Origin of the sequence: Pantoea sp. CTOTU46764 (assembly GCF_031974595.1) — a bacterium.
GTDB classification, from domain to species: domain Bacteria; phylum Pseudomonadota; class Gammaproteobacteria; order Enterobacterales; family Enterobacteriaceae; genus Pantoea; species Pantoea trifolii.
Window position 1 is genome coordinate 45,326 of the sequence record NZ_DALYOQ010000011.1, and the last position, 12,921, is coordinate 58,246.

The following is a 12,921-nucleotide window of genomic DNA, read 5'->3' on the forward strand; positions in this document are numbered from 1 at the left end:
CGTTGAATCGCAAAACGGAACGAACTGGGAGTTAACGATGCGCTACTTAACCGCCGTCGTCATTGCCTCAGCGATGGTTCTCAGTCACGCCAGCGCCGAAGCAGCAGACACGACGACGATTGACGAGATGCATCCGAACAGCGGATTGACGACAGGCAGTATGACGCAAAATCCGCAAAGCTACATGTTCGATGGCATTGAGCTGACTGAACAACAGCGGCAACAGATGCGAGACCTGATGCAGCAAGCGCGACACGAACGCCCAACAATCAGCGTTCAAGATATAGAAACTATGCATGACCTTGTCATTGCAGACAAATTTAACGAATCGGCTATTCGACAGCAGGCAGAGAAACAAGCCCGCGCAGCGATAGAACGGCAAGTCGAAATGGCTCGGGTTCGTAATCAGATGTACCACCTGTTAACGCCTGCACAGCAAGCGACATTGCAGAAAAATTATGAGCGACGATTGGCTGAAGTTCGTCGGCTCTCAGGATTGCAGCCATCATCACCGCTGCAAGCAGTGAGTAGTACCAGCAGTAACCAGTAACATAGTATCCCTGTTTTCCTTGCCATAGACACCATCCCTGTCTTCCCCCGCATGATGCGGGGGTTTTTTTTGCTTGTCATTTCTCTCTAACATCATTGTCTTAAAATTCAATCACGCAGCACACTTCTGCCGATGATAAACTTTAGCCATCTTGAGACCTAAAGGCCGCACCGATGAAGCGTGCGACCCGGCGAGGCATAGCATGGATTCTTCCTATGCAAAGTTAGTCAATCGGGCGGCGTTAGCGGCGACTACGCTGGCGACGCTGCTGTTAATCGTGAAAATTTTCGCCTGGTGGCATACCGGTTCAGTCAGCATGTTGGCGGCCTTAGTGGATTCATTGGTGGATATCGCCGCTTCTCTCACCAACTTGCTGGTGGTGCGCTATTCATTACAGCCGGCCGATGACGATCACACCTTCGGCCATGGTAAAGCCGAATCATTGGCCGCGCTGGCGCAGAGCATGTTTATCTCCGGCTCGGCGCTGTTTCTGTTTCTCACCGGTATTCAGCATCTGGCATCGCCCGAAACCTTACATGCGCCGCTGGTGGGCATTGTGGTGACGGTGATTGCGCTGTTTTCAACCCTGACATTGGTTGCCTTCCAGCGCTGGGTGGTGCGTCGCACGCGTAGCCAGGCGATTCGCGCAGACATGCTGCACTATCAATCTGATGTGGTGATGAACGGCGCAATATTGGTCGCCCTTGGTTTGAGCAGCTATGGTTTTGTACGGGCGGATGCATTGTTCGCGCTCGGCATCGGTGTTTACATTCTCTATAACGCCTTGCGGATGGGCTATGACGCGGTACAGGCGCTGCTAGACCGCGTACTGCCCGAGCATGAAACGCAGGAGATCATTAACGTGGTGACCAACTGGCCAGGCGTACGTGGCGCACATGCACTGCGCACGCGGCAATCGGGCCCGACGCGTTTTATCCAACTGCATCTTGAGATGGAAGATCAGTTGCCGCTGGTGCAGGCGCATCAGGTGGCCGATCAAATTGAGCAGGCATTACTGAAGAAGTTTCCCGGCTCAGACGTGATCATCCATCAAGATCCTTGCTCTGTTGTGCCGAGCAATCAGCACGGTTTTTTTCAAGGTTAGCGATTTAAAATCATGCAATTACACAAAAAAAATGACGTAACGCTAACAACTCTGTAAAAAATTTGCGAAAACTTGTCTGACCTGAATCAATTCAGCATCAAGCGTTTGATATACTATTTTGCAACTATTAAGCCATGCGATCGCGAGCTGGTCCACGCCGGACACATGGCAGGAATAATCCTTAGTTTTTGAACAATCCAGAGGTTGTCATGATCAAAAAAATCGGAGTACTGACCAGCGGCGGCGACGCCCCAGGCATGAACGCAGCCATTCGCGGAGTTGTACGTTCCGCGCTGAGTGAAGGACTGGAAGTTTTTGGTATTTACGACGGCTATCTGGGATTGTACGAAGATCGCATGATCAACCTCGACCGCTACAGCGTGTCAGACATGATCAACCGTGGCGGAACCTTCCTCGGTTCCGCACGCTTCCCAGAATTCCGCAACGATGAAGTGCGCCAGACCGCGATTGATAACATGAAAAAGCGCGGCATTGATGCGTTGGTCGTTATCGGCGGTGATGGTTCCTACATGGGTGCGAAGCGCCTGACCGAAATGGGCTTCCCGTGCATCGGCTTGCCGGGCACCATCGATAACGACGTAGCAGGCACCGATTACACCATCGGATACTTCACTGCATTGGAAACCGTGGTTGAAGCGATTGACCGCCTGCGCGACACCTCCTCTTCCCACCAGCGCATCTCCATCGTTGAAGTGATGGGCCGTTACTGCGGCGATTTAACCCTGGCGGCAGCGATTGCCGGCGGTTGTGAGTTCATCGTACTGCCTGAAATCCCCTATACCCGCGAAGAGCTGGTTTCAGAGATCAAAGCGGGCATCGCCAAAGGCAAAAAACACGCCATCGTGGCGATTACCGAGCACATCTGCGATATCGACGATCTGGCGCACTTCATCGAAGCTGAAACCAAACGCGAAACCCGCGCCACCGTTCTCGGTCACATTCAGCGTGGCGGTGCACCTTGTGCCTATGACCGCATCCTGGCATCGCGCATGGGTTCTTACTCCATCGAGCTGCTACTGCAAGGTTATGGCGGCCGCTGCGTCGGCATTCAGAACGAGAAGATGGTGCATCACGACATCATCGACGCGATTGAAAATATGAAGCGTCCGTTCAAACGCGACTGGCTGGATACCGCCAAAAAACTTTACTAATTCCCTGTCAAGGCGCGACGCAACTCGCGCCTTTTTTATACCTGCTCATATTCCCTCCAGTTATAACAGCTTATTTTTAATTCTTTAATCCATGGATAAGTTTGTGTCAGTCTTGTTCTATAACGACCTCGGGAGAGCAAGCAATGAATAAGTGGAGTATTGGTGTCACCCTGTTACTGGCTTCAACCAGTGTTCTGGCAAAGGATATTCAGCTGTTAAACGTCTCTTACGATCCAACCCGTGAGCTGTACGAGCAGTACAACAAAGCGTTTAGCGCGCATTACAAGCAGGAAACCGGCGACAACGTGGTGATTCGCCAGTCGCACGGCGGTTCCGGTAAACAAGCGACCTCAGTGATCAATGGCATCCGTGCTGATGTGGTTACGCTGGCGCTGCAATCTGATGTCGATGCTATTGCTGACCGTGGTCGTATTAATAAAGACTGGATTAAACGCCTGCCGGACAACTCCGCGCCTTACACCTCAACCATCGTGTTCCTGGTGCGCAAAGGCAACCCGAAAGGCATTCATGATTGGCCAGATCTGATCAAACCGGGCGTTTCCGTCATCACACCAAACCCGAAAACGTCGGGCGGTGCGCGCTGGAACTATCTGGCTGCATGGGGCTGGGCGCTGGATCAGAACCATGGCGATCAGGCCAAAGCGCTGGCTTACGTCAAATCGCTGTTTAAGAACGTCGAAGTACAGGATTCGGGTGCACGTGGTGCGACTAACACCTTCGTTGAACGTGGTATTGGCGATGTGCTGATTGCGTGGGAAAATGAAGCCTATCTGGCGGTGGATAAGCTGGGTAAAGACAAGTTTGAAATCGTCACCCCAAGCGAATCGATTCTGGCCGAGCCAACGGTTTCAGTGGTGGATAAAGTGGTCGACGAGCAGGGCACCCGTAAAGTGGCCGAAGATTACCTCAAGTATCTCTACTCGCCGGAAGGCCAGACCATCGCGGCGGAGAATTTCTACCGTCCACGTGATGAAGCCGTTGCGAAGAAATTTGCCAATAAATTCGCCCCGGTAAAACTGTTCACTATCGACAGCAAATTTGGTGGCTGGACGCAAGCCCAGAAAACCCACTTCGCCGATGGCGGCAGCTACGACCAGGTGATGAAGCCATAACGCATAAAAAACGGCCAGCGAGAATGCTGGCCGTTTTGTTTTAGTCCGTGACTTTCATCACCTGCCAGGCGAGGATGCTGGCAGGTGATGAACAGAGGAATCGGGCTATGCAGGGCAGTCGTCGTACCCTGAAGTTACTTACCGCATTATTGGTGCTGTTGATTGTCGGACTGATCGCCGGCGCCATCCATTTCCATAAAAACTCCAACGCCTTGTGGCAGATTATCAGCGAAAAGTGCGTGCCTAACATGGCGGCGACGGGCAAACCCGCGCCATGTCAGCAGGTTAACAGCGCGCAGGGTTACGTCACGCTGAAAGATCTCAACGGTCCGTTACAGTATCTGCTGATACCGATCGAAAAAATCACCGGCATGGAAAGCCCGATCCTTCTTGAACCCGCAACGCCGAACCTGTTTGCCGAAGCCTGGCAGCAACGCACATTGCTGGCGCAGAAGCACGGCGCGCCGATTCCCGATAGCGCGCTGTCGCTGGCCATCAATGCGCAATATGGGCGTACGCAGAATCAGCTGCATATTCATATTTCCTGTCTGCGGCCAGATGTGCGTCAGCAGCTGGACGCGCTGGCTCCGAGGCTAAACGCGCAGTGGCACAGTGAAATGCTGCGTAAGCATCGTTATCTGGTGCGGTCGATTTCTGCGGCAGAACTGGCGCAGCAGAGTGCGTTTATCCGCCTGGCGGATGAAGTGCCGCATGCGCGCACCGAGATGGGGAAATATGGGTTGGCGCTGGCACAATTGCCGGATGGCCGTTTAGCGCTGTTGGCGCTGGAGCGTAACTGGCTGAAATTAAACAGCGGCTCGGCGGAAGAGCTGCAGGATCATAACTGCAGCATATTGCCGCAATAACCCATCTTTCGTAGGGTTGCCATTTATGGCGACCAATAAAAAAGGCGGCTAATCAGCCGCCTTTTTCTGCATAGAAAACGCTGACTTACGCGTTTTTCGCTGCTGCCGCCGCTTTCACGATCACCGTAAATGCATCGGCTTTCAGTGACGCACCGCCAACCAGCGCGCCATCGATATCTGGCTGGGTGAACAGCTCAGCGGCGTTTTTGTCGTTGACCGAGCCGCCGTACTGAATGATCACTTGCTGGGCGATAGCTGCATCTTTCTTCGCGATATGGTCACGAATGAATTTATGCACCGCCTGAGCCTGCGCTGGAGTGGCTGATTTGCCGGTACCGATCGCCCAAACTGGCTCGTAAGCGATCACTGCGCCTTCGAACGCTGCAGCGCCCTGAGTTTCCAGCACGGCGTCGATCTGGCGTGCGCACACTTCTTCCGTTTTGCCCGCTTCGTTTTCTGCGTCAGTTTCACCGATGCACAGAACCGGCACCAGGCCCGCTTCTTTCACGACGGCAAATTTCTTCGCAATGAACTCGTCGCTCTCTTTGTGGTAGGTGCGGCGCTCAGAGTGGCCGATGATGATGTATTTCGCGCCAACGTCTTTCAACATGTCTGCGGAAGTTTCGCCAGTGAATGCGCCAGACAGATTAACGTCAACGTTCTGAGCACCCAGAGCAATGTGGCTACCGGAAATGGCGTGTTTCGCCAGGTCCAGATAGATGGCTGGCGGTGCAATCGCGACGCCACAACCATCAACACCAGACAGCTCTTTGCGCAGGCCTTCAATCAGCTCTTTGGTGATCTGCTTGCTACCGTTCAGTTTCCAGTTACCCATAACCAGTGGATGTCGCATTCTTTCCTCCGCATAACGCGATTCATGAAATAGCGCTGCCATCGGGCAGCGATGTCTGCGAGACAGTATAGAGATCAAATTTGTTGCTGGCTTTGCTTTTCGTCATTTTTGCCGGTGCGATCAGGGCGTCGCGAGCGCCAGTTTTATCGGTTCAACGGCGAAGGTCAAACCCTTGTCGCCGTTGTCTGCCACCACGAAACGCAATGCACCTTCGGTGCGGGCAAAATAGCGCGCGCCTTTACCGGCGCTCAGCAAGGAATCGAGTTTTTTACGCCCATCTTCGGGCGATAAGCCGGGGATGAAGAAGCGCAGCAGAGCGGTCATATAATCCATGGCGCGTGCCTGCGCGGCTTTCATATCGGGGCCGGGAACCGGCAGCCAGGTGATTTGCAGGGTTTTGATTTTGCCAGTGCCTTGCTCCAGCGCCGTTGAGGCATACAGCGTTTCGCTGATTTTGCTGGCGGCACGCGTCAGGTTGCTTTTATCGCCGCGACTATCAATAGCGCGATATTCCTGCAGCAATTCATTGGGATTGGCCGCGTTGTACTTCTCACGGAACTGAGCAACGGTCATATCGAAGGTCGGCGCACCCGCGAGCAGATAGGGCGCAGCAGGCAGATGATCGCTACGATCTAACGCGGGGGCATCCTCCGCCCAGACGGGAAATGTCAGTGCGAGGCCAAGCAGCAGCGCGACTGGCAGGTTGTTCATTGCTTCGGCCCTAAATCATTCACTTAGCCCACGATTAGAACGGTTTTTACCGGGCAAAGTCAAAACCCACACTGGGAAAAATCTTACATTCTTTGTGCCGCGCCGATTACCAGTAATGTTCGCTGGTCATATGGCCGGGTTTACGTTTGAAATGTTTACGCATCTCACGCGTATCTTTCAGTAATTGCTGGGTATCGCGCACCATCTGTGGATTGCCGCACAGCATCACATGGCTGGTTTCGGCCGTCAGCGGCAAGCCGACGGCTCGCTCCAGTTCTCCACTTTCAATCAGCTGCGGCACGCGACCGTGTAGCGAACCGGCGATCTCTTCCCGGCTAACTACTGTTTGAATGTGCAATTTGCCCTGATAGCGCTGCTGCAGTGCTTGCATTAAAGGCAGGAAGCTCAGGTCATCGGCGAAACGCGCGGCATGTACCAGCACAATGTTATCAAAACGATCCAGATCTTCGCCCTGTTGCAGAATCGATAAATAGGGGCCGATCGCCGTGCCGGTCGCCAGCATCCACAGCGTTTGGCAGTCTGGAATTTCGTCGAGCACAAAGAAACCCGCCGCCTCTTTGGTGATCATTACTTGCTCGCCGGGCTGCAACGCCTGCAAACGCGGACTTAGTTTACCTTCCGGCACCGTGACCAGATAAAACTCCAGCAGCGGATCCTGCGGCGCGTTGACGTATGAATAGGCGCGCTGCACGCGCTCACCGTCAATTTCCAGTGCCAGCTTGGCAAACTGTCCCGCCGCAAAGGTATCAATCGGTGCTTCGACGCGCAGGCTGAACAGTGCATCGGTCCAGTTTTTTACTTCTTTAACTTCAGCATTGATCCACTCAGCCATGCTAACTCCTTAATGTTGAATATTCAGGCACATGATTATCATCGTTATCCATCCGGAAAATTTCCAGCCTTGAGCCCAGCAAAGGGCTCTCAGCGACAAACGCAGCGCACAGATCAGCAACTGTAGCGGGCGGTTTACAATCTGGACTACCAACTTGACGGCTTAAGACATACAGCTTTGCCCGCGCCTCTCGATTTGTCACTGAATCCTGATATTTTTGCCGCCATAAATCCGAGGCGGCCTGTTTTGTGCTGCCTATTCTTTGTTTCTCAGGCAGACATTTTGTTCCATGTTGATAAGTAAAACGCAAAATCGCTTTCTGTTATTCATGCTGATCGTGCTGGTGGCGGTCGGTCAGATGGCGCAAACCATCTATGTGCCAGCGATGGCCAACATGGCCGAAACGCTCAATGTGCGCAGCGGCGCGATCCAGCAGGTGATGGCCGCCTATCTGATGACCTACGGCGGATCACAGTTGATCTACGGCCCGCTCTCGGACAGTTTTGGCCGCCGTCCGGTGATCCTGATTGGCATGACGATCTTTGCCGTCGGCGCGTTGATCGCCATGTTCGCGCCCTCGCTCGATATTCTGGTGCTTGGCAGCGCGGTGCAAGGTTTAGGGACCGGCGTAGCGGGCGTGATGGCGCGTACTATGCCGCGCGATCTCTATTCCGGCATAGCTCTGCGTCAGGCGAACAGCCTGCTGAATATGGGCATTCTGGTGAGTCCGCTGCTGGCGCCGGTGATTGGTGCGCTGCTGACGCATCTCTTTGGCTGGCACGCCTGTTTCGCCTTCCTGCTGCTGTTATGCGTCGGCGTCACCGCCTCGATGGCGCGCTGGCTGCCGGAAACGCGTCCTGTTGATACGCCCGCCACGCCATTCCTGCGCCGTTATGTCACTTTGCTGAGCGACGGCAACTTCGTGCGTTATCTGCTGCTGCTGATTGGCGCGCTGGCCGGCATCGCGGTGTTTGAAGCCAGCTGCGGCGTGCTGATGGGCGGCGTATTGGGGCTGGATGGATTAACCGTCAGCATCCTGTTTATCCTGCCGATTCCGGCGGCGTTTTTTGGCGCCTGGTTTGCCGGACGCGAGCAAAAATCCTGGCACACGCTGATGTGGTACGGCGTGAACAGTTGCCTGTTAGCGGGCTTGTTAATGTGGGTGCCGGCTTGGTTTGGCGTAATGAACATCTGGACGTTGCTGGTGCCAGCTGCGCTGTTCTTCTTTGGCGCGGGCATGCTGTTTCCGCTGGCAACCTCGGGTGCGATGGAGCCGTATGCGTGGCTGGCGGGCAGCGCTGGTGCGTTGATCGGTGGTTTGCAGAACCTCGGTTCCGGCGTGGTGGCGTGGCTTTCTGCGCTGTTACCGCAGCACGATCAATCCAGCCTTGGCATGCTGATGTTCGTGACGTCGCTGGTGATGTTACTGTGCTGGTGGCCGCTCTCTCGTCATCCAGAGAGCGGCAAGCAGGCGATTACAGGATAAATTGATGCAGCGCCGCGTCTTTGCGATCCAGATAGTGGATTGACTGGATGCGGCGAATAGTGCGCGATTTGCCGCGCACCAACAGCGTTTCGCTGGTGGCGATGTTGCCGTTACGCGTGATGCCTTTCAGCAAATCGCCGGTGGTGATGCCGGTGGCAGCGAAGATAACGTTATCGTTGCGCGCCATCTGATCCAGTTTCAGTACCTGACCCGCTTCAATGCCCATCTCGGCGCAGCGTTGCAGTTCATTCTCGCCGAGGCGACGATTCTCTTCGCTATCGCCTTTCACTTCGTGACGCGCCAATAAACGCGCCTGCATGTCGCCGTCCATCGCGCGAATGACCGCCGCCGACACCACACCTTCCGGTGCGCCACCGATACCGTACATCACATCCACTTCGCTATCCGGCATACAGGTCAGTATCGAGGCTGCGACATCGCCGTCCGGGAAGGAGAACACGCGCACGCCGAGCTGCTGTAGCTGGGCAATCACCGCATCGTGGCGTGGCTTAGCCAGAATCGATACCGTTAACTGGCTGAGCGGTTTGCCTAATGCCAGCGCGATGTTTTTCAGGTTAATGTCGAGCGGCAGATTGAGGTCAATGGCACCACGTGCGCCCGGTCCAACAATCAGCTTTTCCATGTACATATCAGGTGCGTGCAGGAAGCTGCCTTTGTCTCCCACCGCCAGCACCGCTAGCGCATTGGCCTGGCCCATTGCCGTCATGCGCGTGCCTTCGATCGGATCAACCGCGATATCCACGGCGTCGCCACGGCCGGTACCGACTTTCTCACCGATATACAGCATCGGCGCTTCGTCGATTTCGCCTTCGCCAATCACAATCTGGCCGTCGATATCGATGGTGTTGAGCATAATGCGCATGGCGTGAACGGCTGCGCCGTCGGCCGCATTTTTATCGCCGCGTCCTAACCAGTGATAGCCCGCCAGAGCGGCGGCTTCTGTCACGCGGGAAAATTCAATCGCGAGTTCTCGTTTCATGGTGGCACCTGATAAAAAACAGGCAGGCAGTTTAACACAGCGGGGAAATGTGGCAGGGGGAAAAACCCGCGACAGGGCGCCGCGGGTTAGCAGGATTTTACTCTTCGTCTTCCCACGCTTTGGCGCGAGCGACCGCTTTCTTCCAGCCGGCGTAACGGACGTTACGTTCGGTGGTTTCGATGCTTGGGCGGAACTCACGCTCAATCACCGCTTTAGCGCGAACTTCTTCCAGATCGTTCCAGAAGCCGACCGCTAAGCCCGCCAGATAGGCTGCACCCAGCGCCGTGACTTCACGCACTTCCGGACGCTCAACGCGCGTGCCGAGAATGTCAGACTGGAACTGCATCAGGAAGTTGTTGGCAACCGCACCACCATCCACGCGCAGTGATTGTAGGCGGGTGCCCGCATCGTTCTGCATCGCTTCCAGTACGTCGCGCGTCTGGTAAGCAATCGACTCCAGCGTGGCACGGATGATGTGGTTCGCGTTCGCACCGCGCGTCAGACCGAAAATCGCGCCGCGTGCATACGGATCCCAATATGGCGCACCCAAACCGGTGAAGGCTGGCACCATATACACGCCGTTGGTGTCTTTCACTTTCAACGCGAAGTATTCAGAGTCGGTTGAATCGCTGATCAACTTCATCTCATCACGCAGCCATTGAATCGACGCACCACCGATAAACACCGCACCTTCCAGCGCATAGTTCACTTCGCCGCGTGGGCCGCACGCGATGGTGGTCAGCAGGCCATGCGTTGAGGTCACCGCTTCGGTGCCGGTGTTCATCAGCATGAAGCAGCCAGTGCCGTAAGTGTTTTTCGCCATACCCGGTTGTACGCACAGCTGGCCGTACAGCGCCGCTTGTTGGTCACCCGCGATACCGGCGATTGGAATACGCGTACCGCCTTTACCACCAATGTTGGTCTGGCCGTACACTTCTGAAGAGCCTTTCACTTCTGGCAGCATTTCACGCGGGATATCGAGGATCTCCAGCATGCGCTCATCCCACTCCAGCTTGTGGATGTTGTACATCATGGTACGTGAGGCGTTGGTATGATCGGTGACGTGCACACGTCCCTGCGTCATTTTCCAAATCAGCCAGGTATCAACGGTACCGAACAGCAGTTCGCCGCGTTTGGCACGGTCACGCGCGCCTTCCACGTTATCCAGAATCCACTTCACTTTGGTGCCTGAGAAGTACGGGTTAATCACCAAACCGGTGGTGTGCTGGATATACTCTTCCAGACCCTCTTTCTTCAGCTTGTTACAGTAATCTGCGGTGCGTGGATCCTGCCAGACAATGGCGTTGTAAACCGGTTTGCCGGTCTCTTTATCCCAGACGATGGCGGTTTCACGTTGGTTGGTTATACCAATCGCCGCGATTTGATCGGAGTTAATGTCGGCGTGTGCCAGCACTTCAACCAGCGTTGAGCTTTGTGACGCCCAGATATCCATTGGGTCATGTTCAACCCAACCCGCTTTCGGGTAGATCTGGGTAAATTCGCGCTGAGAAACCGCGACGATGTTGGCATCATGATCAAGCACCACGGCGCGTGAGCTGGTTGTGCCCTGATCGAGTGCAACTATATATTTTTTATCAGTAGTCATTGTGCTTTCCTGATGTGGTATCAATGAAACTTACGCTTTACGCTGCTGAGCGCGCGCAACCGGTTTTTCTGCTGTGCTGGCTTCCGCGACGTTAACTGGCAGATGGCGGCCAATCAGCGAACGGTAACCAAAGGCTCCGAGGCAAGCACCGACCAGCGGGCCAAAAATCGGAACCAGGAAGTAAGGAATATCTTTGCCACCGGTGAAGGCTACGTTGCCCCAGCCAGCGAAGAAGGCGAACAGTTTTGGACCGAAGTCACGCGCCGGGTTGAGTGCGAAGCCGGTCAGTGGACCCATTGAGCCACCGATTACCGCGACCAGTAAACCAATCAACAGCGGAGCCAGCGGACCACGCGGTACACCGTTGCCGTCATCGGTCAGCGCCATGATCACCGCCATTAATACAGCTGTAATCACCATCTCAACCAGGAACGCCTGAGCGACGCTGATGTGCGGGTTCGGGTAGGTAGAGAAGATACCGGCCAGATCGAGGCTTTCAACGCTGCCGCGCACCATTTGATGGCCTGCTTCGTAATCAAAGAACAGATTGTAGTAGAGACCGTAAACCAACGCGGCAGCGCAGAACGCGCCGGCAACCTGCGCCAGAATATAGGGAATAACTTTACGACCTTCGAAATTAGCGAACAGGCACAGCGCGACGGTAACGGCTGGGTTAAGATGCGCACCAGAAACGCCTGCGCTGAGATAGACTGCCATGGAGACGGCTAAACCCCAGATAATACAAATTTCCCACTGACCGAATGACGCACCGGCCAGTTTCAGTGCAGCAACACAGCCTGCACCAAAGAAGATAATCAAACCTGTGCCGAGAAATTCAGCGATGCACTGACCTTTTAGTGTGTTAGTTGTCTGACTCATAATGGCATTCCTGAAGCGAGGTTAAATTTTATCAGTTTTTGTTCTCATCCATGAGTCGCCCAGCTATCAATGTAGGGTTGATGTGAATTTATCGTTAACGAGCATAAACGAGAAATAGCGAAATTGAAAACTGTGTACTCCATCATAAAAATGCGCGTTTTCGCGTCTTTTACGTTGCTTTAAGACCCATTTTTCCCGCTTTGCTGGTCGATGCTGATGTGATCGCGCACACAGATGCGCGAAGATGCGCATTTTTTTAGGCATAGACTGAAAAGTGTTACAGACTGCCCTCGCAAGCCTTGTGCCACTGGACTTGCTGGGTTTGGCTACATACAATCGAGTCATCGTGGCTGAGCGCACCATAATAAGGCATGCACTAGCCCCATCAACGCCTTGCAAGATTTAGGAGAGGTCAGAAAGATGTCATTTGAAGTGTTCGAGAAACTGGAAGCGAAAGTACAGCAGGCGATTGATACCATCACTCTGCTGCAGATGGAAATTGAAGAGCTGAAAGAGCAAAACAATACGCTGAAAAACGAAGTCAGCCAGGCTTCAGGCAACCAGGATGCGCTGGTGCGTGAAAATCAGCATCTGAAAGAAGAGCAGCATGTCTGGCAGGATCGTCTGCGGGCACTGCTGGGAAAAATGGAAGAAGTTTAAGCGTCGATGCTTAAACCAACGGGTGCCGCGGCACCCGTTTTTGTTGC

At 54.3% G+C, this 12,921-nt stretch carries 13 protein-coding genes; 7 read left to right on the forward strand and 6 right to left on the reverse strand.

From position 1 onward, the window contains the following. Nucleotides 1-37: 37 nt before the first annotated feature. The 5 genes from cpxP (at nucleotide 38) to RTM06_RS06320 (ending at nucleotide 4,826) form a co-directional block, all read left to right on the forward strand. Nucleotides 38-550, forward strand: coding sequence for a cell-envelope stress modulator CpxP (cpxP, locus tag RTM06_RS06300; RefSeq protein WP_312180734.1), 513 nt, complete (start codon nucleotides 38-40; stop codon nucleotides 548-550). A gap of 202 nt (nucleotides 551-752) precedes the next feature. Then, nucleotides 753-1,655, forward strand: a complete 903-nt coding sequence (fieF, locus tag RTM06_RS06305) for a CDF family cation-efflux transporter FieF (protein ID WP_008109699.1) — start codon at nucleotides 753-755, stop codon at nucleotides 1,653-1,655. A gap of 209 nt (nucleotides 1,656-1,864) precedes the next feature. Then, nucleotides 1,865-2,827 (forward strand): 6-phosphofructokinase, encoded by a 963-nt coding sequence (gene pfkA / locus RTM06_RS06310; protein ID WP_007885343.1) that lies wholly within the window; start codon nucleotides 1,865-1,867, stop codon nucleotides 2,825-2,827. A gap of 143 nt (nucleotides 2,828-2,970) precedes the next feature. Further along, nucleotides 2,971-3,960 (forward strand): sulfate ABC transporter substrate-binding protein, encoded by a 990-nt coding sequence (locus RTM06_RS06315; RefSeq protein WP_061720313.1) that lies wholly within the window; start codon nucleotides 2,971-2,973, stop codon nucleotides 3,958-3,960. Between the two features lie 107 nt (nucleotides 3,961-4,067). Further along, a complete protein-coding gene (locus tag RTM06_RS06320) occupies nucleotides 4,068-4,826 on the forward strand; it encodes a CDP-diacylglycerol diphosphatase (RefSeq protein ID WP_312180739.1) in 759 nt (252 codons plus the stop codon). A gap of 85 nt (nucleotides 4,827-4,911) precedes the next feature. On the opposite strand, the gene tpiA is transcribed toward RTM06_RS06320, so the two are convergent. The 3 genes from tpiA to fpr form a co-directional block, all read right to left on the reverse strand. After that, the gene (gene tpiA, locus RTM06_RS06325) at nucleotides 4,912-5,679 is read right to left on the reverse strand and encodes a triose-phosphate isomerase (RefSeq protein ID WP_312180741.1); all 768 of its coding nucleotides are present in this window, start codon (nucleotides 5,677-5,679) and stop codon (nucleotides 4,912-4,914) included. A 120-nt stretch (nucleotides 5,680-5,799) separates the two neighbouring features. Further along, on the reverse strand, nucleotides 5,800-6,390 hold the full coding sequence (locus tag RTM06_RS06330; RefSeq protein ID WP_265303017.1) for a YiiQ family protein: 591 nt from the start codon (nucleotides 6,388-6,390) through the stop codon (nucleotides 5,800-5,802). 106 nt (nucleotides 6,391-6,496) lie between these two features. Next, entirely contained in the window at nucleotides 6,497-7,243 is a 747-nt protein-coding gene (gene fpr, locus RTM06_RS06335; protein ID WP_312180744.1) for a ferredoxin--NADP(+) reductase, read from the reverse strand. Between the two features lie 289 nt (nucleotides 7,244-7,532). Between fpr and emrD the strand changes: the two genes are divergently transcribed. Beyond that, nucleotides 7,533-8,729: a multidrug efflux MFS transporter EmrD gene (emrD, locus tag RTM06_RS06340; protein ID WP_312180746.1), complete on the forward strand. Its 1,197-nt coding sequence runs from the start codon at nucleotides 7,533-7,535 to the stop codon at nucleotides 8,727-8,729. On the opposite strand, the gene glpX is transcribed toward emrD, so the two are convergent. The 3 genes from glpX to RTM06_RS06355 all read right to left on the reverse strand — a co-directional run bounded on the left by glpX (nucleotide 8,719) and on the right by RTM06_RS06355 (nucleotide 12,214). Next, nucleotides 8,719-9,729 (reverse strand): class II fructose-bisphosphatase, encoded by a 1,011-nt coding sequence (gene glpX, locus RTM06_RS06345; RefSeq protein ID WP_008109685.1) that lies wholly within the window; start codon nucleotides 9,727-9,729, stop codon nucleotides 8,719-8,721. The two genes, emrD and glpX, sit on opposite strands and share 11 nt — an antisense overlap. A gap of 97 nt (nucleotides 9,730-9,826) precedes the next feature. Then, a complete protein-coding gene (gene glpK, locus RTM06_RS06350) occupies nucleotides 9,827-11,335 on the reverse strand; it encodes a glycerol kinase GlpK (RefSeq protein ID WP_008109683.1) in 1,509 nt (502 codons plus the stop codon). Nucleotides 11,336-11,365: 30 nt separating this feature from the next. Continuing rightward, entirely contained in the window at nucleotides 11,366-12,214 is an 849-nt protein-coding gene (locus tag RTM06_RS06355; protein ID WP_258144166.1) for an MIP/aquaporin family protein, read from the reverse strand. Nucleotides 12,215-12,634: 420 nt separating this feature from the next. Here RTM06_RS06355 and zapB point away from each other — a divergent pair, with 420 nt between their 5' ends. After that, the gene (zapB, locus tag RTM06_RS06360) at nucleotides 12,635-12,874 is read left to right on the forward strand and encodes a cell division protein ZapB (RefSeq protein WP_007885384.1); all 240 of its coding nucleotides are present in this window, start codon (nucleotides 12,635-12,637) and stop codon (nucleotides 12,872-12,874) included. Nucleotides 12,875-12,921 lie beyond the last annotated feature (47 nt).

Coding starts and splice junctions, on each gene's coding strand:
- pfkA (WP_007885343.1), top strand. CDS start 1,865: ATGATCAAAAAAATCGGAGTACTGACCAGCGGCGGCGACGCCCCAGGC.
- glpX (WP_008109685.1), bottom strand. CDS start 9,729: ATGAAACGAGAACTCGCGATTGAATTTTCCCGCGTGACAGAAGCCGCC.
- cpxP (WP_312180734.1), top strand. CDS start 38: ATGCGCTACTTAACCGCCGTCGTCATTGCCTCAGCGATGGTTCTCAGT.
- emrD (WP_312180746.1), top strand. CDS start 7,533: ATGTTGATAAGTAAAACGCAAAATCGCTTTCTGTTATTCATGCTGATC.
- RTM06_RS06330 (WP_265303017.1), bottom strand. CDS start 6,390: ATGAACAACCTGCCAGTCGCGCTGCTGCTTGGCCTCGCACTGACATTT.
- glpK (WP_008109683.1), bottom strand. CDS start 11,335: ATGACTACTGATAAAAAATATATAGTTGCACTCGATCAGGGCACAACC.
- fieF (WP_008109699.1), top strand. CDS start 753: ATGGATTCTTCCTATGCAAAGTTAGTCAATCGGGCGGCGTTAGCGGCG.
- RTM06_RS06355 (WP_258144166.1), bottom strand. CDS start 12,214: ATGAGTCAGACAACTAACACACTAAAAGGTCAGTGCATCGCTGAATTT.
- RTM06_RS06315 (WP_061720313.1), top strand. CDS start 2,971: ATGAATAAGTGGAGTATTGGTGTCACCCTGTTACTGGCTTCAACCAGT.
- tpiA (WP_312180741.1), bottom strand. CDS start 5,679: ATGCGACATCCACTGGTTATGGGTAACTGGAAACTGAACGGTAGCAAG.
- zapB (WP_007885384.1), top strand. CDS start 12,635: ATGTCATTTGAAGTGTTCGAGAAACTGGAAGCGAAAGTACAGCAGGCG.
- RTM06_RS06320 (WP_312180739.1), top strand. CDS start 4,068: ATGCAGGGCAGTCGTCGTACCCTGAAGTTACTTACCGCATTATTGGTG.
- fpr (WP_312180744.1), bottom strand. CDS start 7,243: ATGGCTGAGTGGATCAATGCTGAAGTTAAAGAAGTAAAAAACTGGACC.